The organism is Hyphomicrobium sp. CS1BSMeth3, assembly GCF_900117415.1.
Classification (GTDB): Bacteria; Pseudomonadota; Alphaproteobacteria; order Rhizobiales; family Hyphomicrobiaceae.
Genome location: NZ_FPEI01000006.1, coordinates 720,569 through 742,233 on the forward strand (window position 1 = coordinate 720,569; position 21,665 = coordinate 742,233).

20 protein-coding genes and 1 pseudogene are annotated in these 21,665 nt (G+C 61.8%); 16 read left to right on the plus strand and 5 right to left on the minus strand.

Annotation, left to right across the window (positions count from 1 at the left end):
• Positions 1 to 2 precede the first annotated feature (2 nt).
• From CS1BSM3_RS18430 to CS1BSM3_RS28670, 10 genes are all read left to right on the plus strand, one after another.
• Positions 3 to 2,045, plus strand: a complete 2,043-nt coding sequence (locus CS1BSM3_RS18430; protein ID WP_348532907.1) for a DUF2341 domain-containing protein — start codon at positions 3 to 5, stop codon at positions 2,043 to 2,045.
• A 4-nt stretch (positions 2,046 to 2,049) separates the two neighbouring features.
• Positions 2,050 to 2,454, plus strand: coding sequence for an ExbD/TolR family protein (locus CS1BSM3_RS18435; protein WP_072389351.1), 405 nt, complete (start codon positions 2,050 to 2,052; stop codon positions 2,452 to 2,454).
• Positions 2,451 to 2,933 carry a hypothetical protein gene (locus CS1BSM3_RS18440; RefSeq protein ID WP_072389353.1) on the plus strand — a complete coding sequence of 161 codons (483 nt, stop codon included), beginning with the start codon at positions 2,451 to 2,453 and terminating at the stop codon, positions 2,931 to 2,933. The genes CS1BSM3_RS18435 and CS1BSM3_RS18440 overlap by 4 nt, the downstream gene beginning before the upstream one ends.
• Positions 2,930 to 3,676 carry a TonB C-terminal domain-containing protein gene (locus tag CS1BSM3_RS18445; RefSeq protein WP_072389355.1) on the plus strand — a complete coding sequence of 249 codons (747 nt, stop codon included), beginning with the start codon at positions 2,930 to 2,932 and terminating at the stop codon, positions 3,674 to 3,676. Before CS1BSM3_RS18440 ends, CS1BSM3_RS18445 begins: the two co-directional genes overlap by 4 nt.
• Before the next feature lie 71 nt (positions 3,677 to 3,747).
• Positions 3,748 to 5,613 (plus strand): putative porin, encoded by a 1,866-nt coding sequence (locus CS1BSM3_RS18450; protein WP_072389357.1) that lies wholly within the window; start codon positions 3,748 to 3,750, stop codon positions 5,611 to 5,613.
• A gap of 2 nt (positions 5,614 to 5,615) precedes the next feature.
• The gene (locus tag CS1BSM3_RS18455; RefSeq protein WP_072389359.1) at positions 5,616 to 6,245 is read left to right on the plus strand and encodes a hypothetical protein; all 630 of its coding nucleotides are present in this window, start codon (positions 5,616 to 5,618) and stop codon (positions 6,243 to 6,245) included.
• A 17-nt stretch (positions 6,246 to 6,262) separates the two neighbouring features.
• Complete coding sequence (locus CS1BSM3_RS18460) at positions 6,263 to 7,294, plus strand: peptidylprolyl isomerase (protein ID WP_083528718.1); 1,032 nt, start codon at positions 6,263 to 6,265, stop codon at positions 7,292 to 7,294.
• Positions 7,295 to 7,475: 181 nt separating this feature from the next.
• The gene (locus CS1BSM3_RS18465) at positions 7,476 to 7,904 is read left to right on the plus strand and encodes a YbjN domain-containing protein (RefSeq protein WP_174263725.1); all 429 of its coding nucleotides are present in this window, start codon (positions 7,476 to 7,478) and stop codon (positions 7,902 to 7,904) included.
• Between the two features lie 16 nt (positions 7,905 to 7,920).
• Positions 7,921 to 8,406: a hypothetical protein gene (locus CS1BSM3_RS18470; protein ID WP_143149270.1), complete on the plus strand. Its 486-nt coding sequence runs from the start codon at positions 7,921 to 7,923 to the stop codon at positions 8,404 to 8,406.
• 45 nt (positions 8,407 to 8,451) lie between these two features.
• Positions 8,452 to 8,820, plus strand: coding sequence for a hypothetical protein (locus CS1BSM3_RS28670; protein WP_244540558.1), 369 nt, complete (start codon positions 8,452 to 8,454; stop codon positions 8,818 to 8,820).
• A 63-nt stretch (positions 8,821 to 8,883) separates the two neighbouring features.
• Here CS1BSM3_RS28670 and CS1BSM3_RS18480 read toward each other — a convergent pair whose 3' ends face one another.
• Positions 8,884 to 9,915, minus strand: coding sequence for an endonuclease/exonuclease/phosphatase family protein (locus CS1BSM3_RS18480; RefSeq protein ID WP_072389367.1), 1,032 nt, complete (start codon positions 9,913 to 9,915; stop codon positions 8,884 to 8,886).
• A gap of 128 nt (positions 9,916 to 10,043) precedes the next feature.
• Between CS1BSM3_RS18480 and CS1BSM3_RS18485 the strand changes: the two genes are divergently transcribed.
• The 3 genes from CS1BSM3_RS18485 to CS1BSM3_RS18495 all read left to right on the plus strand — a co-directional run bounded on the left by CS1BSM3_RS18485 (position 10,044) and on the right by CS1BSM3_RS18495 (position 12,891).
• Entirely contained in the window at positions 10,044 to 11,669 is a 1,626-nt protein-coding gene (locus tag CS1BSM3_RS18485; protein WP_072389369.1) for an alkaline phosphatase D family protein, read from the plus strand.
• A 68-nt stretch (positions 11,670 to 11,737) separates the two neighbouring features.
• Positions 11,738 to 11,998, plus strand: coding sequence for a DUF6788 family protein (locus tag CS1BSM3_RS18490; protein WP_072389371.1), 261 nt, complete (start codon positions 11,738 to 11,740; stop codon positions 11,996 to 11,998).
• A 449-nt stretch (positions 11,999 to 12,447) separates the two neighbouring features.
• The gene (locus CS1BSM3_RS18495; RefSeq protein WP_072389373.1) at positions 12,448 to 12,891 is read left to right on the plus strand and encodes a sigma factor-like helix-turn-helix DNA-binding protein; all 444 of its coding nucleotides are present in this window, start codon (positions 12,448 to 12,450) and stop codon (positions 12,889 to 12,891) included.
• A 131-nt stretch (positions 12,892 to 13,022) separates the two neighbouring features.
• Here the strand turns inward: CS1BSM3_RS18495 and CS1BSM3_RS28675 are convergent.
• Positions 13,023 to 13,300 (minus strand): annotated as a pseudogene (locus CS1BSM3_RS28675) (RNA polymerase sigma factor SigJ); the annotation flags it as partial.
• On the opposite strand from CS1BSM3_RS28675, the gene CS1BSM3_RS18500 reads away from it, so the two are divergent.
• The 3 genes from CS1BSM3_RS18500 to CS1BSM3_RS18510 all read left to right on the plus strand — a co-directional run bounded on the left by CS1BSM3_RS18500 (position 13,274) and on the right by CS1BSM3_RS18510 (position 17,548).
• Positions 13,274 to 14,836, plus strand: coding sequence for a pyruvate kinase (locus CS1BSM3_RS18500; protein ID WP_244540559.1), 1,563 nt, complete (start codon positions 13,274 to 13,276; stop codon positions 14,834 to 14,836). The pseudogene CS1BSM3_RS28675 and the gene CS1BSM3_RS18500 sit on opposite strands and share 27 nt — an antisense overlap.
• A 153-nt stretch (positions 14,837 to 14,989) precedes the next feature.
• Positions 14,990 to 16,423: a CYTH and CHAD domain-containing protein gene (locus CS1BSM3_RS18505; RefSeq protein WP_244540560.1), complete on the plus strand. Its 1,434-nt coding sequence runs from the start codon at positions 14,990 to 14,992 to the stop codon at positions 16,421 to 16,423.
• Between the two features lie 237 nt (positions 16,424 to 16,660).
• Complete coding sequence (locus CS1BSM3_RS18510; protein ID WP_072389379.1) at positions 16,661 to 17,548, plus strand: arginase family protein; 888 nt, start codon at positions 16,661 to 16,663, stop codon at positions 17,546 to 17,548.
• 40 nt (positions 17,549 to 17,588) lie between these two features.
• Here the strand turns inward: CS1BSM3_RS18510 and CS1BSM3_RS18515 are convergent, their stop codons facing one another.
• The 3 genes from CS1BSM3_RS18515 to CS1BSM3_RS18525 form a co-directional block, all read right to left on the minus strand.
• Positions 17,589 to 18,236 (minus strand): class I SAM-dependent methyltransferase, encoded by a 648-nt coding sequence (locus CS1BSM3_RS18515; protein ID WP_072389381.1) that lies wholly within the window; start codon positions 18,234 to 18,236, stop codon positions 17,589 to 17,591.
• Positions 18,237 to 18,370: 134 nt separating this feature from the next.
• Positions 18,371 to 19,309, minus strand: coding sequence for a DUF2971 domain-containing protein (locus tag CS1BSM3_RS18520; protein WP_072389383.1), 939 nt, complete (start codon positions 19,307 to 19,309; stop codon positions 18,371 to 18,373).
• Between the two features lie 38 nt (positions 19,310 to 19,347).
• Complete coding sequence (locus CS1BSM3_RS18525) at positions 19,348 to 21,594, minus strand: AAA family ATPase (protein WP_072389385.1); 2,247 nt, start codon at positions 21,592 to 21,594, stop codon at positions 19,348 to 19,350.
• Positions 21,595 to 21,665 lie beyond the last annotated feature (71 nt).

Genomic DNA, 21,665 nt, shown 5'->3' on the forward strand with positions numbered 1-21,665 from the left:
GATTGAGAAGCGATGCACGCCAGGCCTTTCGGCTGAGCGTGCGCGCGCTGATGGCAGTCTTCACTCTGGCGTTGGTGCTCGGAGGGACAGCAGGATCGGCACAAGCGTGGTGGAACGACGAGTGGTCTCTGCGCAAGAAGATCACTCTGGATACGAGCCCGATGGGCGCCGGCATCACCGATGCGGTCGGCACCATGCCGATCCTCGTGCGTCTCCACGTTGGCAACTTCCGCTTTGGTCAGGCCAAGGAAGATGGCAGCGATCTGCGCTTTGTTGCCAGTGACGACAAGACACCTCTCAAGCACCACATCGAAAAATACGACGCTTTGCTTGGCGAGGCGCTGCTTTGGGTCAACGTGCCCAATATCCAGCCTGGCGCAAAGGCCGATGTCTGGCTCTACTATGGCAACAAGAAAGCAACATCGGTCAGTGATCCCAAGGGCACCTATGGCTCTGAGACGGTCCTCGTCTATCACTTTGCCGAGCGCGGAACGCCAGCGCAGGATGCCTCCGTGTGGGCCAACGCCGCGCAGAACGCCGGTCAGGCAGCGGATGGATCGCAGATCGGTACGGGTGCGCGTTTGGACGGCAGCACCGCAATCACCATTCCTGCATCAACGTCGCTGACGTTTGCGCAGGACGGACAACTGACCTGGAGCATTTTGGCGAAGTTGGCGGCATTGCAGCGCAATGCCGTGCTCTACAGCCGCCGCGAGGGCACCAACGCTTTGCTCATCGGCTTCGACGACGGTGCCCCCTTTGTCGAGATCACCGCCAATGGCACGACACAGCGCACTGCAGCGGGCCCACCTGTGGCACCCGGAGGTTGGCACCATATCGGCATGGTCGCGACGCCCGGCCTCGTCACGCTCTATCTCGATGGCAATCCCTATGCGTCTCTGGCTGCGACTCTACCGCCGCTGAACAGCGTCGCACTGCTCGGTGGTGATACGACCGTAGCAAGTGCGCCAGCCGCCGAAACGCCAGTATCACCGTCGAGCAACACCTCGGCATCAAGCGGCGAGACTGTCGGACAAAGCGCGCAGCCGACCGCTGACACCGCGACACCGGCAGCCCCAGATGCCTCGGCCTCACCTGCGCCGGCACCAACAGCGGTCGCACCACCATCTGCCTCCGTCGCCACCAGCGGCTTTGCTGGTGACGTCGACGAACTCGTGATCATCAAGGCCGCGCGCCCCGCTGGGTACATCAAGGCAACCGCGATCAACCAGGGCAGCAATCCGACCAAGCTCGTCGTCTTTGCTCCCGAGGAGGAAACCTCGAGCTGGATGTCAGGCCACTTCGGTGTTCTGCTGCGGTCGGTCACCGTCGACGGATGGATCGTCATCGGCATCCTGCTCGTGATGGCAGTCGCGAGCTGGATGGTGATGGTCGAGAAGACTTCCTATCTTGGCCGCCAACGCAAGGCGAACAGCCTGTTCATGGCGCAATTCCGCCTGCTCGACGACGACCTCACCGCACTCGCTGTCGCGCGCAACACTTCAGAAAGCATTTCGCGAAAGGAGCGTGCAGTCCGGCGCAACTCGTCGCTGCATCGCCTCTACCAGATTGCGGCCTCCGAGATCCATCGCCGTTATCCAGTCGCCCATTCCAGCCGGCCGCTGGTCCTGAGTGCCGAGACGATCGGAGCAATTCGCTCGGCAGTCGACGCCGGTGTCGTTCGCGAGGTCCAACGGCTCAACCGCATGATGGTGATCCTGACGATCGCCATTTCCGGCGGCCCATTCCTGGGACTGCTCGGTACCGTCATCGGCGTCATGATCACGTTTGCGGCCATCGCCATGTCGGGTGACGTCAACATCAATGCCATCGCCCCTGGTGTCGCGGGTGCACTGGTCGCAACCGTCGCCGGTCTCGCCGTCGCGATCCCAGCACTCTTTGGCTACAACTGGCTCACGCTACGTATCCGCGATCTGACCAGCGATATGCAGGTGTTCGTGGAAGAGCTCACCTCTCGGATGGCGGAGACCTACAGCAGCAACCGGCCTGATCCGGTTGAACAACATCGTCTGGCGGCGGAGTGAGACGATGCAAATCCAATCCGACAGTAAACCGTACGACGACATCAACGTCACGCCAATGCTCGATCTGGCGTACGTCCTGCTGATCATCTTCATCGTGATGACGACGGCGACCGTGCAGGGAATGAAAGTCAACCTGCCAAAGGCATCCGCAGCACCAAGTCTCGCACAGCAGACCACCAAGGCGATCACCGTCTCCAATGACGGTAAGATCTTCTTGGACACGATCCCAGTCACGCTGCCGGAGCTCGAGCAGCGCTTGGTGCAGATGAAGGCTCTGACGCCCGAGTTTCCCGTGGTGCTCAGAGGCGATTCCCAGACCCAGTACCAGAACGTGATGGATGTGCTGGACCTTCTTGGCCGGCTCAACATCACTCAGGTCGGACTCGCAACGAAACCGCTGGTCAAATGATGGGCAAGGACGTGCTGAGCTTCACGCCTCCAGTCGATGCCCCGTGTCGTCGGGCAAGTGCGTTCACGCTCGCGCTCTTCATGCGCGTCCGCGACTGGCTCACATCTTCGACGCCAACCGCGGCTCGCCGCTTCTGTCCGCGCGAAGACCCGGCGAAGAACGGACCAGGTGCGCACATCTTGCAGTTTCCGCTACTGCCACGCGACCGGCTGATGTGGCTAGCACGTGATCTGCAGCAACGGATCCGGAACGACCAGGATCCGATGCTGCTCATGCTTGGACCTGCGCCGCTGCAACGCCTTCATATCGACAGTACGGCCTACGTCGATATCACCACGGGCTGCCTGGCCTATCGCGTCGTGCTCGGCGATAGGCTCTCCTCCCGCATCACACTCGAAACCTCTGACTTCGGGGAAGCGCACAGCTTCGTCACGCAATACCTGCTGCTCACGCGCGGATCAGCGGAAGCGACGACATGAATATTCGGGCAGACATGAACCGGTTCGCCTTACCCGAGGACGAGGAACCATTCTTGCGACGGCACGGCCTGGCGATCGGCGCCGGCCTCGGCGCGGTCATGACCATCGGCGCGGTCGCCGTCCTGCTTGCCTCTGCCGATTCCGGGCCACCGCTGAAGCCGGCCCCCGAGATGACCATCGTCAACATCATCCCGCCCCCACCGCCACCTCCGCCGCCGGAAGAGCGGGTCGTGGAGCAGAAGCCCGAGCCGGAGATGATCGAGCAGCCCAAGGTCGAGGAGATCGAGATCAAGGCCGAGAAAGAGATCGAAGAGCCGCAAGAAGCGCCGCCGGAGGCCGTCGATGACATACCGCCGACCGGACCGCTCGGCGTCGATGCAGCAGCCGATGGGCCGGGAGATCGCTTCAATTTGGCGGCGCGTCCTGGTGCGCGCGGATTCGGCGGTGGCGGTGGCGGCGGCAGCCGTTGGGGCTGGTACGCCTCGATCGTCCAACAGGAGATTGAGACCGCGATCAGGGCGAACCCGAAGACGAAAAACATCGTCATGCAAGTCCAGGTCCGTCTGTGGGCCGACGCGACAGGCCGCGTCAACCGCGTGCAGCTCGTGAGCTCGACGGGAGACGCCGAGGTCGACGCCGCGATCCGCAGCGAGGTGCTCGCGGGGCTCACACTCCGGCAACCGCCGCCTGCAGACATGCCGATGCCGATGGTGGCCCGCATCACGGCACGAAAGTCGACGTGAGTGAAATGCGCAGAACTCAAACGCGCCAACAGACAAGAGTTGTGACGGTTGATTACGAAGGTCGGGGGATTATGTTGACCAAGAAGTCCAAAGTATCGCGAGGCGCGCTGTTCCTATCCGCGTCTCTCATAGCGCTGACGCTGGCACAAGGCACAGTGCAGGCGCAGCAGTCGGGCGAGTCGCAGCACGCCAAGCCGGACGCCGGTGAGAAGATCGCCGTATCAGACAAAAAGGCGGTTGCGCCGAGCGCGACGGTCAATCTTCTCAATGTCCTGGTGGAAAAGGGCGTCATCACCCAGGAGCAAGCCGACGGCATCATCGTCCAGGCCGACGATGAGGCCTTCGTCGCCCGTCAGGCCGTTAAGGATGCAACCGCGAAGGCCGATGAGGCCTCCAAGGCCGCTTCGTCTGCTGCGTCGGCCGCATCGCCGCCGGGTAGCAAGCGCGTCAGCTATGTGCCCGAAATCGTCCGCAAGCAGCTCAAGGATGAGCTTCGCAAAGAAGTCATGGGCCAAGCCAAAACCGAAGGTTGGGCATCGCCGGGTAGCTATCCGGAATGGGCCGGGCGCATCCGCTTCTACGGCGATATTCGCGGCCGTTACGAAGGGATTTTCCACCCGGGCGGCTCGTACAATGGAACGAGCGACCATTTCCCCAATATCAACGCCATCAACAACGGCTCGCCCTACGATCTCGCGATCGGCAATTTCGATTACGCGCCGATGTTCAATACGGAAATGGAGCGTGAGCGCTATCGCTTGCGCGCCAGGCTCGGTCTGACCGCAGATCTGTACGACGGCTTCACCGCCGGGCTGCGCATTGCTACGGGTTCGGACAATTCGCCCGTCTCGACCAATCAGACCTTGGGCGGCAATTTCTCCAAGTATCCGCTTTGGCTCGATCGCGCCTATCTCAAATACCAAATCGATGCTTTCCAGACGCCGTTCGATAACTATGGCATGACGACCAAGTTAGCGATCGCCATGGGGCGCTTCGACAATCCGTTCTGGTCACCGACGGATCTTGCGTGGGACAGTGACCTCGGATTCGACGGCGTTGCGCTGCAGGCAAAGCGCGAGTTCCGTGAGGGGTTGTCGGCATTCGCGGTCGGCGGCGCCTTCCCGATCTTCAATACCAGTCTCGATTTCGCCAGCACCGAACGCGATAAGTTCAAGAGCGAGGACAAATATCTCTTCGGCGGTCAGCTCGGCGTCAACTGGACAGCCACACCGACACTCGCCTTCACCTTCGGTGCCGGCCTCTATGACTTCCACAATGTGCAAGGCCGTCTGTCGACGCCATGCGACGTTCAGGTCGTGTCCGCATGTGATACCGATCACTTGAGGCCCTCGTTCGTGCAGAAGGGCAATACGTATATGCCTCTGCGCGATGTCATCCCGCCGCCCGGTTCCGGCTCCGACTACCCGAACCCGCAATACTTCGGGCTCGCCAGCGGCTATCGCCCGGTCATCCTCTCAGGGCGGGCGGATCTCGGTAACTTTCATCCCGTGCACGTTGTCCTCGATGGCGAGTTCGTCTGGAATTCGGCCTTCGATCGCAAGGCGGCGCGCGCATTCGCCATCAACAACCGAGGACCGGATCCGACCGGACCGGACGACGATATCATTGGCCGCTATGAAGGCGGCAACATGGGCTGGCTGGGACGCGTGACCGTCGGCCACCAGCAGCTCACCGAGTTCGGCCATTGGAACGCGCACATTGGCTACAAGTACCTCGAGTCCGATGCCGTGATGGACGCCTTCGCCGACAGTGATTTCGGTCTCGGCGGCACGAACCTCAAAGGCTACTTCCTCGGCGCCAACTTCGCCCTATCGAGCAGCGTGTCGGCAACAGCTCGCTGGATGAGCGCCAATTCGATCGCCGGAGCGCCCTACGCCGTCGACATTCTGCAAGTCGACCTCAACGCGAAGTTCTGATCATGAGGACCATCATTCAACTCATCATTGGCCTTGTCGCGATACTCGTCGCGACCGCTGATGGCGCTCACGCGCAATCTGAGGTCGACCGTCTCCGGGAGGCGTTGCGTAGCGCCACCGCGCAATCCCGCGCACTGGAGGATCAGCGAACAGCCCTGCAGGCGAAGATCGCTGCCGCGGAGCGCGACAAGACCGCACTCAAGGGGCAACTCGATGCGGCCAAGGCGAAAGCGCGCCAGATCGAGAAGGACTATCGCGAGGCGGTAACCCAGTTCAACGAGCGCCTGGAAGAGCGCAACCAGGTGCTCGAGAAATGGAAGGAGGCCTATGCCGAAGCGGCCGGCGTCGCGCGCGCCAAGGATGCCGAGCGCGCCAAGTTCGAGGCCGAAGCAGCAGCCACAAAGACCGGACTGACAGCCTGCACGGATATGAATCGCAAGCTCGTCACCGTCGGTCGCGAACTCCTGGCGCACTATGAGAATGTCACGCTCGGCGATGCCATTCTCGCGCAGGAGCCGCTGGTGGGTGTCCGGCGTGTCCGCGTTCAGAACCTGCTCCAGGATTACGCCGAGAAAGTGCAAACCGCGACGGTCCCGCCGCAGCGCGGCACGGCCACCAAATCCAAACCATGACAGTAGAGAGAGTAGACATGATACGCACCGCAAAGCGTTTCGCCACGTCGAATGTGATCGCGCACCACCTCGTTTACGGCGCGGTGAGCGCGCTGTTGTTGTCCGCCGCCCCCGCCGTTCTGGCTCAGACGAAGAAGTCGGCGGCAACGCCCGCGAGCTCTGCTCAGGCCACCGATACGCAGGCCGCGGCTCGCAAGACCTCAACGGCACGGTCGGTCGACACTAACGTCGTCGCGCGCGCCGGCGACAACGATCTGACCCGGGACGATGTGCGCAGCTTCGTCGCCGACTTGTCGGAGCCCGAGCGGGCTGCACTTGCCCGCAATCCCGCTCTTCTCAGCCAGTCCCTGAGAGTACTGCTCGCCAATCAGCTCGTGCTCAAGGAGGCACTGGCCAAGAATTGGCAGGATCAGCCAAACGTCGTCGCGCAATTGAAGCGGCTGCACGACAACGCCATCGTCGAATCCTACCTGCAGTCAGTATCCGCACCACCTCAGGGATTTCCGAGTGAGAGTGAGCTGCAAGCGACGTACGACGCCAACAAGGCGGCCTTGGCAGTGCCGCGGACTTTTCAGGTCGCCCAAGTCTTCATTGCCCTGCCGGCCGGTGCAGACAAGGACGCCGAGGACAAAGCTCGCAAGAAGCTTGCCGACGTTCAGGCAAAGCTGAAGTCATCGAACGCTGATTTTGCAGCCATAGCCAAGGCGGACTCGGATGAGCGCGCGAGTGGTGAGCGCGGTGGCGAGATCGGCTGGCTTGCCGAGGACCAGTTGAAACCCGAGATCAAGGCGCAAGTGCTCGCGCTCAGCAAGGGCATGATCAGTGCGCCGATCCAGGCTCCGGGCGGCTGGCACATCGTCAAGCTCCTCGACGCCAAAGAAGCCGGCACGCGGCAGTTTGCGGAGGTCAAGGAGGCCCTCGCGCAGCGCCTCCGCGCGCAGCGCGTCGAAGCCAACCGTCGCGCTTACCTGGCCAAGCTCCTTGAGCAAAGTCCGCCGACGATCAACGAACTCGCGCTCTCGGGCGTGCTCGACCAACCCAAGCAGTAAAGACAGGACCGCAACCGTGGACGTACTCAATGCGAAACCTGATGTCGCAATGAACGGTGATGCCTCAGCCCAGCCCATGGGGCGAGCGGCCAACGACATCGAGCCCAGATCCTCGGTTGCAGGAAGCGAGCGCCATCGCACCTTGCCTGTTGGCGTCACAAGGGAGGCTCTGCAAGGTGCCATGCACGCGGCGGGATATCGCGTCGAGGTGCAGGGAAGTGTCTTGCGCTCGGCGACCGGCGGCTTGCCATTCGAGGTCCGGTTCGGAAATCCAGTGCCGGGCTCAAGCGAGGCTTATCTCGATGTCACGTTTGTTGCCCTCCTGGTGATCCAAGGCAGCTTCCAGCAACCGCTGCTCAATGGGTGGAACAAGCGCCATCGGTTCGGGCGCATCTTTCTCGAGCAGCCGTCGCCCAACCAGGAAGTGCTGGTCCTTTGCCTGGATGCGGTGCTGGGAACGAACCCGACGGCGCAAACACTACGCGTGCACATCGACATTTGGGATGCACTTGTGCAGCAGTTTATCGCGTGGCTGAACACTGAGCTCCGGCAGTCACCGCCAGTGGTGTCCGAGACTGCCGCGGTGGATCAGATGGCTGCAAACGCATAGTGCCCCGAGGGCGACCGTGACATCTGCTGTAACCTTCAAATTCAGTGGATCGCCGTTGGTGCCACGTGCCTATCGGTCGGCCTCCTGGTTCATCTTCGTGGCGATGGGGCTCATCGTGCTTTCGTTCTTGTTCTCGTGGCGGGCAACGGCACAGTCTTTCAGGCCCAGCACGGATGTTCCGGCAGCATGGACTGCATTCGCCAAATCCCTCCAGATGCAGTCGCAAACCGTGCTGCGAGGTGACGACGAGGTGGCACGGCGACTGCAAGTCCATCTTGAAAAACTGCGGGTCGCTAATCCGAACATGCCGCCTCTCGCACTCACGATCCGCATGTGGGTCGATGCGAACGGTCGCGTTCAGCCCGTTGCGCATCCCCCGCTCCTGGAGCCGGCCGCCAATGCCGACCTCAAGACACTGCTGGCGCGCGTGGCCGCCGGTCCGCCTCCAGCGGGCATGCTGCAACCGGTTCATCTGAGGTTGTCGCTCGAGCTGCGGCAGTGAGGGCTGCCGCGACGACGGGCGACATCTATTGAGAGGAGGCCATACATGCGAACGATCTCATTGGTTCTGGCAGCTCTCCTGTCGGCCACGGTCTCAAGTCACGCAGAACCGCCCGCGTCGGAAGGGATCTTTGTCGGCGGGACGTCATCGATTGAACGCCGGGAGAGTTGTGTCGAGGTCGAGATCGGCGGTGCCCGGGCCTACAACTGCTTGAACGAGCGCCTCAAGCGGGAAGTGGAGCGCGTCAATCCGGTGCCCAATATCCCGCCGATCGACGCCAAGTCGCCTGACGTCAAGATTGGTGTCGTCAACATCCCGGCGGTGCGCCAGCAGTACGGCAAGAACTTCGGGGTGTCTGTCGTCCCTTACCGGCCGGCACCGCCGGTCTACTCCGGACCCTTCGGGCGACCGTAGCCCTGCCGCCATTCCTCATGCCGCCATTGCGGGCGGCACGAGCCACCGCGCCTGATGGAAGTTTCAGACCTTGCGCAGACCCTTGAGGTAGTCGTCGGCCTTGTCGACCGTGAACTCGGCCCACATGACGAGGTGGTCCGACATCTGATACGTGCGCCAGTCCTTGAACTTGGCTTTGTCGGCAATGTGCTTCGTCTCGACGAACCGTGCGGCGTCCTCGTCACGATAAATGTGCTCGTAGAAATCGAAAATGCCGGCCTTGGTATTTTCGATGTCGCGCACTTCCTTGAAGAAAACGATCTGATCGTAGAACTTGTTGCGAGCCACATTGCTGCCGCTGAGCTCATCCTTCATCAGCTCCTTCGGCAGCACGAAGCCGCTCTTGGCCAGAGCGTCAAAGGTCTTGTCGCTCTTCTTGAAAATGTTGAAATCGCCGAGCAGCACGAGGTTCTCCGGCGAATAGATGCGCCGATTCTCCTCGTCGAGCTTGATGTAGTCCTTGGCCTTCTTGCTCAGGAGTTTGCCAGTCTCGGCAATCTCCGCGACGCGACGTTCGTCATTTGCACCTTCGCCGAAATACATGTGTACGGTGCACAGGTTGAACTTGGCCCAGCCGGCCTGGAAACCGCAGATGAACGGCGTCCGTGCGATCTGCGCCAGTTCCTTGGATTCGACCTCCGGCAGTACCAATTCGCCGGCCAATCCCGTAAAGCGCACGTTGCGACGATCCCAGAGGAAAGCGAGGCGCTCCTGATTGCCGCTCTTGGCATAACTGACGTCGGTGAAAATGCGATCCCAATCCCGGCCGAGCAAACCCATGACGCGATCCAGCGCGTACAGATCTGGCCTCACCTCCTGCACTGCAACGATGTCGAACCGGCTGATGATCTCGGCAATGCAGTAGAGCGCCTCATCGGTCCGGCCGCCATGCTTGCGGCCGCCGAACTCGCGGATGTTCCAGGTCGCCAGGCGTACGCTGCCGGGCCGCTTCTCCGGTACGCTGCTGTTCAGACCTTTTCTGAGCCGCAGCAGTGACCCGACAATATGATCGCGGCTGGCATCGAACCGCTTATCGCGCAATCCACCATAGTACATGTCAACCTCCCTTGTGACGTCTCCTTCTTCGGGCGCTTTTGGGGCGGTCGCACAGGGTCGTGCGCCGCCTGCCGGCACTGGACGCGCTCCTTAATTCAGATGTCGTACTATGATTGCATCATTGGTGCATGACGAAGCAAATTCCCTCCTCATCGGCGAGCAACGGGCTATCGCGTCGGGGAATCCCGCTGCTCAGGCCGACCCGGCGCACACTCCTGACCGGTACAACCGCCGCTGTCAGCATGGCGCTGATCAGCAGGTATGGGCGTGCGAGCCAGAGCGGCACACCGTTCACGCTTGGCGTCGCCTCCGGCGCGCCGACGTCCGACGGCGTCGTGTTGTGGACCCGCCTCGCCCCCGAGCCGCTGGCGCCCGATGGATCCGGCGGCATCACGGAAGCTGCCCTCGTGACCTGGGAGATCGCCGCCGACGAGGCCATGCGCCAGGTCGTGCAGCGTGGCACAGTCGAGGCTGATCGCCGGCTGGCTCATTCGGTGCACGTCGAAGTCGCAGGGCTGCAACCCAATCGTCCGTACTGGTACCGCTTCATTGCACTCGGGGCGGAGAGCCCGATCGGCCGAACCCGAACGGCGCCGGCGGCGACGGACAACGTCGATCACTTGCGGTTCGCCTTCGCCTCCTGTTCGCACTATGAGCTTGGCTACTTCAGTGCCTATCGGCATATGGCCGCCGACGACCCGGATCTCGTGCTGTTTCTTGGCGACTACATCTACGAGTACACCGTGTCTCAGGAATACGCCGATCGCACCGTGCGCAAGCATGATGGGCCAACGGCAGTGGACCTTGTCGGCTATCGCAATCGCTATGCACTCCACCGTACTGATCCCGACCTGCAGACGCTGCACGCGGCGGCGCCCTGCCTCGTGACCTGGGATGATCACGAGGTCGAGAACGACTATGCCAATGAATGGTCGCAGGTCGTCGCAACGACGCCGGAGGCGTTCCTGCGCCGCCGGGCGGCGGCTTACCAAGCCTACTACGAGCACATGCCGCTGCGTGCCCGTTCCCTCCCACATGGCAGCACACTCCGTCTCCATGACCGCATCCGCTTCGGGAACCTCGTGACGTTCTCGGTTCTCGACGGTCGCCAGTACAGGAGCCAGCAACCGTGCGCGCGACCCGATACGCGTCGCGGATATGTGGCGCCTGACAGTTGCACTGAACGTGTCGACGAGAACCGCACGCTCCTGGGCTTCGAGCAGGAGCGCTGGCTGTTCGACGGCTTCAAGACCGCGGACACCGCCTGGAACGTGCTGGCGCAGAACCAGCTCATTGCGCAATTGCGCCAGAAGGGAGCGGATGGCGTCGTCGGCCACTGGACGGAAGGATGGGACGGCTATGCTGCGGGCCGCAGACGCATGCTCGAGGCAATTGATCAAACACGGCTCACCAATCCGGTGTTCATCGGTGGCGACATCCACTCATTCTGGGCGACCGACCTCAAGGCTGATCTCGGCGATCCCACCTCGAAGACAATCGCCACCGAGTTTGTCGGCACCTCGATCACGTCGGATGGCCCGCCCTATCAGCGCTTCATGGAGATGCTGCCGGAGAACCCGCACGTGCGCTTCTTCGACAGCCGCCAGCGCGGCTATGTCCGCGTCGATCTCACCCGCCGACGTATGGAGACATCCTTCCTGGTGATCTCCGATCGCCGCGATCCCAAGGCCACGGTCTCGACGATGAAGCGGTTCGTTGTCGAGAACGGCAAGCCAGGCGGCGTCGCCGATTGAGCCGAAAGCCTTTCGCCGTCCCTTGTGATGCAAGAAAGTTGCGTACCAACTGCCGCCGGGACCTGACCATGCAAGAGATCGATCTCGCCACCCAAACCATGTTCGCCGAGTTGCTTCAGCGCAGTCTTGACGCGGAATTCGATGCCGAGTTCCGCGAGAACGGCACCTTCATCCGCAAGAAATCGAAGAACCGCTTCTATTGGCACTATCAATGGCGTGAGGGCGACAAGACCCGCAACAAGTACGTCGGCCCGGTTACCGACAAGAGCATCACCGATCGCGTCCAGCGCTTCGAAACCATCAACCCACACCAGCACCGGCCAGAATGACTACGCTGCCGGCGCCAATGAGCACAGCCCGGTCACGATCATCTCCCGGGGCGGCATGTGCATGTCTGGCGAGAGACCATTGACTCCGCGCAAGGACCGACACGGGGCGGGAGCTCAGGCTGCATAAAATGCGAGGCCCCGGGCCCGCATCAAGCACTCAAGCCAATTGTACAGGCGATCTGCTGGAGGACTGGCTGGCCCTCGTTGCGTGATGGCCGCTTCTTGCCTGTGTCGCAGCAATACGGGCGGTAGGAGCAGCCGAGCTGCCCGTCCCGGCCCACGCACCTGGCTTTGCCCGGCGGCGTTGTTCAGAGCAGGTTCTCCACAGCTTTGGAAGCGGCCCGGATTCGCAGACGGTCTCCGCGCATCGTCTGCATACCAGAGACCGCGCAGGCCTCGGCTTGATATGCGGCAAGGAGCGTGCGCGTCTTAAGCCAAAGAGGCCGCCTATGGCCCGCCGATCACGATCGCCATCCAAAACACCAAGGAAGCCACCGCGCCGGCGTGAACGCCAAGCCAAACCCGATGCGCCCCAGCAGACCGGCGTCCGCGGCCTCACGCACCGCCTCGCCCGCATGGCCCTCGAGCTCGCGGCCGATCGGCAGCGCGCACCCGCGCGCAAGCTAACGTCCGGCGAAATCGAGGCGCTCCTCGATGTCGGCGACGACCCGCGCCCAATCCCATCATCCGATCTGCTGGCAGAGGCGCTTGCCGGATTGCCCGAGCGCCGCCGCGCCATCCTGATCGCGGTGTTGCTGGAAGACACGCCACGCCACGTCATTGCCCGGCGTTTCGGTATCAGCACCCGCACGCTGGACACGGAGCTGCGCCATGCCCTCCTGGAGGCACTCCGCTATGTTGAGCAGATGCGCAGAATTGGTCCGAAGCTCTAGAACTCACGGGGGGAGAGTATGCTGCAAGGACGAGCCTGAACGCAACATGGACCGCTTTTCGCTGAGATGCGCAAGGTGACAAAACCCAGGCACGAGCGAAGCACTACACGCATGGCTGGTCGCCCGGGCACCTAGTGCAGATGTTTCAGCTTGTCGGGGTTGCGCACCACATAGATGGCCGCGACTTTCCCATTCTCGATTTCAAGCGCGGTCGTCTGAAGCTCGCGATCGGACGAGAGCGTAGTGAAGCGGGCGTTGATAACGGACCAGCTTCGAGGTCTGCGTACGGAAGTGGGCCCGCCAGCGCCTCCTGCAGCTTCATGACGGCATCGAGCCCGACAATCGGCTGCGTGGCTGCCGAACGCTTGCCGCCGCCATCAGCATGAAGGCTGACGCCGGTCGCCAGCATCAGAAACCTTCATCTCGCTGTCATCTGGCTCTTCTAGCGGATACGAAAAATGAGGTTGCCATGGACAAATTGGATCTTTCGGACCTGCTGGATGAGGTCCAGAGCCTGCGCGAAGCGGTCGTCACGCAGGGGCAGGAGATCGCGGCACGCTGGACGGGCTGGATCGAACGCGGCGATTTCGCGCCCAGTGCGGAGAACTTCGCGCAGTATCTTGCCTTTCGGCGCCACGACATCAGGCCTCTGCAGCGCCGGCTTACGGCGCTCGGCCTTTCCTCGCTCGGCCGTGCGGAGGCGCGTGTCCTACCCACGCTCGACGCAGTACTGCTCGTTCTGCGCCGGCTGACAGGCAAGAGCAAGGCAACTCCGCGGCCCGATCCTGACTTCTTCGCCGGCGAGGAGCGTCTTGCGGTGCGCACCACGGAGTTACTTGGGCAACGCTCGCAACATGGTCCGGTCCACCTCCTGGTGACACTTCCCACCGAAGCCGCGGACGATGGTGACTTTGCTCGTCGTCTGGCCGAGCTGGGCGTCGAGGCCGTAAGGATCAACTGCGCTCATGATGATGACGGCGTGTGGGCGCGCATGATCGCCAATGTCGAGCGTGCGGCCGAGAAAACAGGATGGCGCATGAAGGTTCTTATGGACCTTGCCGGCCCCAAGATCCGCACCGGCGAGGCGCGCAAGACGAAAGGGCTCAAGCGCGCGCAGATCGGCGACAAACTCGCGATCACGTTGCCCGGCCGTCTCGACGAGCCGGACGATGCATTGCTGGCGGTGGAGTGCACGCTCTCCGAAGCGCTGACGGCTACCGATGTCGGACACCGCATCTTCATCGACGATGGCAAGCTGGACACGCATGTCGTGCGGCGCGAACCGTGGGGCGTCGTGGTGGACATCATCGCTGGTCCCGTCGACAAGGGCTACAAGCTCAAGCCCGAAAAGGGGATCAATTTCCCCGATACCGAGTTCAGCGTGCCAGCCCTGACCGACGATGATCTAAAGGCGCTCGGCTTTATCGTGCGGCATGCAGACGGCGTCGAGTTCTCCTTCGTTCAGGAAGCAGACGAGGTTGCGCAGCTGCAGGAAGTGCTTGCCCGAGAGCGGCCGGAAGACTGGCGGAACCTCGGCTTGGTCCTGAAGATCGAGACGTCGAAGGCTGTCCGGAATCTGCCCGACATGCTCGTGCGCGCGGCCGGCCGGCAGCCAACCGCAATCATGATCGCGCGTGGAGATCTCGCGGTGGAGATCGGCTTCGCACGGCTGGCCGAGATGCAGGAGGAAATTCTCTGGCTCTGCGAGGCGGCGCAGGTGCCAGTCATCTGGGCGACGCAGGTGCTCGAAAGCTATCTCAAGAAGGGGGTTCCCTCGCGCGGCGAGATGACCGACGCGGCGATGGCGGTGAGGGCCGAATGCGTGATGCTCAACAAAGGACCCTACCTGTTCGAGGCAATCACCGAACTCGACCGTCTGCTTGGACGCATGGAAGAGCACGTCCACAAGAAGACCCCGCAACTGCGTCCGCTCAAAAGCTGGTAGGCGCCGAAACGACGAGGCGCAGCAGCGTATGATCCCGCAATCGTCATCGCGCAGTTCAGAAGGCGAACTCGTCTCTTAAATTCCAAAGCTTCTGCGACAGGTGGCAGCTGACTTTCGACGGACTGAGGAATGACGAAACCTCCAGGAGACGAAGTGGAGTTGAAGCTGGAGCTGCAGCCTGAAGCAGCCGACAGGCTGGAGGCTGCCGCTCCGTTCGCCGGCAAGCCGGATATCATCCGGCAGCACGCGATCTATTTCGATACGCCCGACCACGCGCTCGCCAATGTCGGTCTGTCGTTGCGCGTTCGTCGCAACGGCGACAAACGCGTGCAAACGATCAAAGCGTACGGCGCAGCCGCAGCGGGTATTTTTGTTCGCTCTGAATGGGAGCGCGAGGTCGAAGACAACAATCCTATCTTCGACGCCACCACGCCGATTTCGGCGCTGCTTGCCGACAAGATCACCGAGATCGCGCCGCTGTTCACCGTGGAGAACGAGCGTCGGCTATGGAATGCCGACGGCGTCGAAATCGCCCTCGATCGCGGGCGTATACTGGCCGGCGAGCGCGAGACCCCGCTATGCGAGATCGAGCTTGAGCAGAAAGGCGGTGATCCCGCCGCGCTCTTCGTCCTGGCGAGGCGCATCGATGCGATAGCTCCGGTTCAGCTGGGCATTCTCAGCAAGGCCGAGCGCGGCTATCGGCTGCTTGACGCAGCGCCGGGCGCGTCGAAAGCCGGCCCCATCAACCTGACGGCGGGTATCAGCGCGGTTCGAGCCTTTCAGGAGATTGTCCGCGCCTGCCTGCGCCACTTCCGGCTGAATGTGCCTCTGATCCTCAATCAGCAGGATGCGACTGCGCTTCACCAGGCGCGCGTCGCGCTGCGGCGGCTTCGCTCGGCCCTGTCGATCCACAAGCCGATGCTCGGCGATAACCGTGCCGGGACGCTGAATGCCGAGCTGCGCTGGCTCGCCGCCGAGCTGGGCAAGGCGCGCGACCTCGACGTGCTGATTGAACGCACCGCCGACGGCCCGCTTGCTTGCCGCCTGCAGGCGGCGCGGGCGGCTGTCTATGTGGACGTGATTGAGGTGCTAGGATCGGACCGCACGCGTGCACTCATGATCGACATTGCCGAATGGGCCGCTACCGGCGCCTGGCTTTCGCATCCGGATGGCCGGGAGCTGCGCGAGCTTCCCGCCCGCGAGTTCGCGGCCAAAGCGCTCGACAGGTTTCGCCGCAAGGTCAAGAAGGGCGGTCGTGATCTTGACGAACTGGACGACGCGGCCCGCCACGAGGTTCGCAAGGCCGCCAAGAAACTGCGCTATGCGTCTGAGTTCTTCACAGCGCTCTATGATCGCAAGCGCGAGCGGCGCCGGCACAAGCGCTTCGTCTTGGCGCTGGAGACACTGCAGGATCAGCTCGGCGCCTTGAACGACCTAGCCACCGCACCTGAAGTGCTGCGCAGGCTAGGGCTTGCAGAAGATCCCAGTGTCAACGACCTTCTGGGCGGTACCAAGAAAGCAGATCTGCTTGAAGACGCTGCCGAAGCGCATGACGCGCTGGTGGATACAAAGCGTTTCTGGCCATAGGCAGCACCGGTTTGGCGATCAGTCTTGATCCGGGCTATGGCGGTCCGAGGGCTAACGCGCCGACGGTTTGAAACCATCGTTCGGGACATCGTGTTCTGTTTGACAATGTTCACTTTCCTCCTCCGACCCGGAGGAAGCGTGCCGTTCCACATCGCGGTGGTCGACCTCCGCACCTGTTCCGGTCGAATGCAACAGGCCGCGGAGGTCGTGCCTGAGGCACGGGCAAGGAAAGCAGACATGATGATCGCCATCATCGAGGCGCCTTCCATTCTCGGCCTCTTTCCCAAAGGCGTCGAAACTCTGCCTCGCGCTTTGCTCGGCGCCGGTCTCTCCGAGCGGCTCGAGGCGCGGCATGCCGGGCGGGTCGAGCCTCCAGCCTATGACGATAAGCGCGATCCCGAGACGGGGCTGCTCAATCCCGACGGACTTGCAAGCTATTCTGTCAAACTGGCGGATGCGGTCGAAGCGGTGCTGGAGGCAGGTGAGTTCCCGCTGGTGCTCGGCGGCGATTGCTCGATCCTTTTGGGCTGCACGCTTGCAACGAGACGCCGCGGGCGCTCAGGGCTGCTGTTCATCGACGGGCATGCGGACTTCTACCAGCCCGAAGCGGAGCCAGCCGGCGAGGCGGCGTCGATGGATCTGGCGCTCGTCACTGGACGCGGCCCCGCGATCGTCACCGACATCGAAGGCCGGCGACCTTTCGTGCGCGACGAGGATGTCGTCGCGCTGGCGCGGCGGGATGAAGAGGATACCGAGAAGTATGGAAGCCAGCGGATCGAGGACACCGCGATCGCCGCGTTCAGCCTCAGCAAGATCCGCGAGGTTGGCCTGGCGGCGACGCTGAAAGAGACTATGGAGCGGCTGAACGCACCATCACTGAAGGGCTTCTGGATACACCTCGATGCCGATGCTCTCGATGACACCATCATGCCGGCGGTCGACTACAGAATGCCCGGCGGCCTCGCATGGGACGAACTCGTGACCATCCTGCGCACCACTATCGGTTGCGGGAAGCCGATTGGGCTGAACGTCACGATCTTCAACCCAAAGCTTGATAAGGATGGCTCGATTGCCAAGCGCCTCGTCGATGTTCTGCGCGACGGCCTGAAGCCCCGCGATGCATGAGGCTCCGCTCCGTGTTATCCCGTTGGGCGACGGCGCTGCTTCAGACGGGCACCGGCTTCCGCGCCATGATGAAAATGCGGGGGTCTTTGCGTTGTGATCCGTGTCGCACACGCTCGACCACGGTGAAGCCCGCCTGCGCGATATCCGCCTCGAGCTCGGCCGCCGTGAAAAACGAGACGTAGGGCGCCTTGCCCACCAACCTCATCGCGGGTACGGCCCAACGAATAAGCAAGTTCATCTCGGACAGGCAGGGTGTCTTCGAAACGAAGTGACCACCGGGCTTCAGCAGCCGACGCACTTGGGCAAGGACTGAGGGTCTATCAGCCAGCAGGTGCAGAAGGTTGAAGGCCAGGACGGCATCGAAGGTGCCTTCTGCCGCAGACAGACGATCGGCCGAGGCAGCAGTAAACTCGACATTGTGGCACCCGTCGGCGACAGCTTTCTCGCGCGCGATCGCGATCATCTCTTGTGAAGCGTCGATCGCGACAATGCGGGCGACGTGCGGCGCAAGCCTCAGCGCCGTCGTGCCGGTCCCACAGCCGAGTTCGAGCACGGTGTCGGAGCCGCGCAGCAGCTGCGCCGTGCGGTCGAGCGTGCGCTCGTAACCAGCCATATCCTTGATCGGGCTGCGCGCGTACTTCCGTGCGGCCCGGTCCCAGAAGCGCCCGTCGTCGATGGAAGCGTGCATGTGTATTCCCTGTGACGCAAGCGGGTGTCGGCAAGCAGGATGGATGGGAATTATCGCCCCAGTGTGACCTGCGCGGCCCCCCGGCACAGCATCGGAGATTGAACCAGACGAGTTGCCTTCGACAGAGGCGGCCGTCACCCGTCCAAGGCCTCGAACACTTCCAGCGCCGAGCGTGCCCGTCGGGGGAACGTTACCTCGAGCTCGGCTGTGTCGAGCGCGCACTTCCTGAGGCCGAAGGTGCCCGGCACTTCGCGCATTTCGTAGAAGCGAACCTGCCTGTCCCGTTTTTCCAGCGCCTTCACGATCGTGTACTTGACCGTGAGTTGGCAGCGAATCCCGAACACGACCTCCTCGAGCTCGAGAGGGGATTGGTTCGCGCCACGCGTTCCGAGCAGGCGCCACTCCAGTTCGTATCGCCAGCTCTTCGCCTTCCGCAATAGCACCGCCTCATCGACCCGGCACCGGGCGGCTTCGTCAACATCCATTGCCGCAATGTCGCTCGCCCTTACAGCACGGCTTCCCCCGTAACTCATCTTGTGGAGATAGCCAGCGGCTTCCAGTGGAACGGAATAGCCGGCACAGAGGCCTCTGTGCTGATCGCCATAGTGGCTCCACATCAGAGGACACGTCGCTCGCGTGCCGAAGGAAACGATACCCCGATCATAGCGGCGCAGAAGCTCTTCCTCGAGGTATTGCGTGAGAAGGAATCGATATGGGTCCTCGGCCTCGTACATTGGATTGCCGGCATCGTAGCGAACCTCGCGAAGGAGCTGGATGGCCCGGCTTCGGCTCAGGCGGGTGATCTGTTCGATGGTTCTCGGGCCGCGATACTTGATGACCTTGGCCGCCGCGTTCATCTGCGCCTGTGTGCGGGCCTCAACAAGACGCTTCAAGAGACTTTCCAGCGCATCGACATCGAGATCGGCCTCGAGAGACGGCCTGCTGTCGAGCGGATCGTTGAAATCGCTCGGATTGGCATAGTACAGCTCGTCGGCCACAAGCATGTCGAGGACGCGATTGCTGAAAGCACGGTATTTGTAGAGTCTCTTCGGTGGTTCAGGCATCTTTGCCATGCAGTTATCCGGGGGATTGCGAAAGCGAGAGTGGATTCTTACGGATCCACTGGTGGCTCGGCTGTTGGAGCTAGTGCAACTGCCTGTCCAGGAACCGAGCCGATCATCATCTCATAGTGACCGATGTGGCCGGTCTTCTCGAAGATCTTCTGAAACACATCGAGATAGCGATCGACAATGGAGGCGTCGGCCGAGACGTAGAGGTCGTCGTGAGTAGCGTGAGAGCCGTCGTTCACCCACGAGAACAGGGAGCCGCATATCTGCTTCTCCTGACCTCCGAACTTCGCCACGATCTCGTCCCGATCCATGTTGCCCAGGAGCTTGAAGTAGCTTTCAAGGATGCGACGAAGGGTGTTCTGGATGGTCAGGGTCGAGCGATTAGCATTGCGAACCTCCGACCACAACAGCTCGTATGACGTCTTGATCGGGTTGTAATTGTAGGTCGTAAGGATCGAGGCATCATTCTGCTTGCGAACGATCCAGAATGTCTCGTGTGTGCGGCACGCCTGGCCGCGCTTCGGGTCGAAGGATACCTCCTTGTGAAAGTAGATGTTGTGCGTCAGCACAAACACCTGCTTCACTTGTCCTCGCCCCGCGCACGTATCCTCCAGGACCCGCTTGATAAGCGCGCTGACAATGAACAGCACGTCGCTGTCGAGGCTGGACACGGGATCGTCGAATACGACGATCCTGTCACCCGTCGTTCCGCTTGCCGACACGCTGCCGCGGATCAAATGGTAGAAGTAGAGAAAGGCAATGAAGCTCTTCTCGCCCTCGCTCAGCGTCTTCAGCGCATCGCTTCCGTCCTGCCGAACCAACTTGTAGAGATTGCGCTGCTCGCCCGCTGTCGCCAGCTTGAAGCTCGTGAAACCAAATGAGCTAAGTATCCCGTTGATTTCCTTGACGGTCGGCTCGACGCTTGTAATTGCTCGTTCGAGCTCGGCGATATCGCTCTTGATACCCGCGAGCTTTGCCCTTCGTGTCTCGATGGCCTTGCTGATGCCCGTGATCGCTTTGTCGAGGTTGGTCTTGCCCTCGAGGTAAGCGGCAATCACTGCATTGGACTCATCGACCACATAGTACCACGCCTCCGCAACAAGCCTGGCGCGTTCGGCCGCAATGTTGTCGACGAGGCTGTTGTGCTGGTCGATCCGGGCGTTGGTCTCCTTCATCCGCGCAACAATGCTGTCGGCAATCTCGGCAAGGCCCTCAAGGGCGATGGTCGCGCTCGGCTCCTTCTTCTTCCTATCGATCTGCCGCTTGTTCAGCTCAATGCGCTGTTCCAACCGGTCGATATCAGCGTGCAAAGCCTCGCTGTCTATGAACGCGTTGCCCGCAGCCGCAATATCCTTGAGCCGGCGGAGCAAGGTGGAGGAATAGCTTTCATAGGCGGATTGCAGACGATCGATGGCCGCCATATCGGCAGCGTATGTCTCATCGAAGTAGTCGTTGAGATCGCGGGTCAGATCCGTCAGCAGCTTCTGTTGGCAGAAGGGGCAGACGTCGCCACTCCGATCCAGAAAGGCACGCCCCTGCTTGACCCAATCGCTGTTGCCAAGGCGCGCAATCAGCGCCGAGACGTTCACATCCGATTTGCCGATCACAGTTTTGGAAAGCACAGCCGTCTGCTCAAGACCGAGAAGGTCGCCGAAGTCAGGGATGACCACACGAGCCTGTCGCGCCAAGCCTTTCTGAAACACCGCCCCTGCGCGGGCTTTGAGATCATCCAGGTCGCACAATGCGGCCTGGTTGGAAGAATGCTCTGCAAGTATCTTGTCGCAAAACCGAGCTTTCGCGTTTCTGAAGCCTTCGAACGCCTCCCGGAAATGCGCGTCGTGCCGGTTCTTGATCTCCCAGCAAGCGTCCTCGAAGCGGCCTCGTAGCGCCCGGAGATCGCCCTCCTTGCCGGTGCTGCCGTCGGGACCTTTCAGGGTGCCTTCGAGCCTACGAACCTCGGCCTCTTCCTCCTGCTGTTTTGCCTTGGCAGCATCAATCTTCGCAAGGGTCTCTGCGGACTCCGCGCCGAGCGTGAAGATGCCCTTCAGAGTCGATGTGAAATTGCGCTCCACGAAGTCGGAATTGTAGACGAGCCGTTCCATCTCCTGCCCGTTGACCCATGTCAGCGCGGAGGCCGGACACGATGCCGGATCGGCGATTACCCGTGAAATGGTGGTCTTTCCGGAGCCGTTCGAGCCGAAGATAAAATTGATTTCTCTGCAGGGTCCAAGGCTCTGTCCGTCGGCTGAGTACGTCGCCCGACCTGCAATCAGTATTGTCTCTAACATCTCCTTCCTGTCCCTCGTTGGCGCACAAAATATTGCGCCCGCGAAGTATCGGTCGACTCACGTCGTCAGTA

Coding starts and splice junctions, on each gene's coding strand:
- CS1BSM3_RS18435 (WP_072389351.1), top strand. CDS start 2,050: ATGCAAATCCAATCCGACAGTAAACCGTACGACGACATCAACGTCACG.
- CS1BSM3_RS18440 (WP_072389353.1), top strand. CDS start 2,451: ATGATGGGCAAGGACGTGCTGAGCTTCACGCCTCCAGTCGATGCCCCG.
- CS1BSM3_RS18445 (WP_072389355.1), top strand. CDS start 2,930: ATGAATATTCGGGCAGACATGAACCGGTTCGCCTTACCCGAGGACGAG.
- CS1BSM3_RS18450 (WP_072389357.1), top strand. CDS start 3,748: ATGTTGACCAAGAAGTCCAAAGTATCGCGAGGCGCGCTGTTCCTATCC.
- CS1BSM3_RS18455 (WP_072389359.1), top strand. CDS start 5,616: ATGAGGACCATCATTCAACTCATCATTGGCCTTGTCGCGATACTCGTC.
- CS1BSM3_RS18460 (WP_083528718.1), top strand. CDS start 6,263: ATGATACGCACCGCAAAGCGTTTCGCCACGTCGAATGTGATCGCGCAC.
- CS1BSM3_RS18465 (WP_174263725.1), top strand. CDS start 7,476: ATGCACGCGGCGGGATATCGCGTCGAGGTGCAGGGAAGTGTCTTGCGC.
- CS1BSM3_RS28670 (WP_244540558.1), top strand. CDS start 8,452: ATGCGAACGATCTCATTGGTTCTGGCAGCTCTCCTGTCGGCCACGGTC.
- CS1BSM3_RS18480 (WP_072389367.1), bottom strand. CDS start 9,915: ATGTACTATGGTGGATTGCGCGATAAGCGGTTCGATGCCAGCCGCGAT.
- CS1BSM3_RS18485 (WP_072389369.1), top strand. CDS start 10,044: ATGACGAAGCAAATTCCCTCCTCATCGGCGAGCAACGGGCTATCGCGT.
- CS1BSM3_RS18490 (WP_072389371.1), top strand. CDS start 11,738: ATGCAAGAGATCGATCTCGCCACCCAAACCATGTTCGCCGAGTTGCTT.
- CS1BSM3_RS18495 (WP_072389373.1), top strand. CDS start 12,448: ATGGCCCGCCGATCACGATCGCCATCCAAAACACCAAGGAAGCCACCG.
- CS1BSM3_RS18500 (WP_244540559.1), top strand. CDS start 13,274: ATGAAGGCTGACGCCGGTCGCCAGCATCAGAAACCTTCATCTCGCTGT.
- CS1BSM3_RS18510 (WP_072389379.1), top strand. CDS start 16,661: ATGATGATCGCCATCATCGAGGCGCCTTCCATTCTCGGCCTCTTTCCC.
- CS1BSM3_RS18515 (WP_072389381.1), bottom strand. CDS start 18,236: ATGCACGCTTCCATCGACGACGGGCGCTTCTGGGACCGGGCCGCACGG.
- CS1BSM3_RS18520 (WP_072389383.1), bottom strand. CDS start 19,309: ATGGCAAAGATGCCTGAACCACCGAAGAGACTCTACAAATACCGTGCT.
- CS1BSM3_RS18525 (WP_072389385.1), bottom strand. CDS start 21,594: ATGTTAGAGACAATACTGATTGCAGGTCGGGCGACGTACTCAGCCGAC.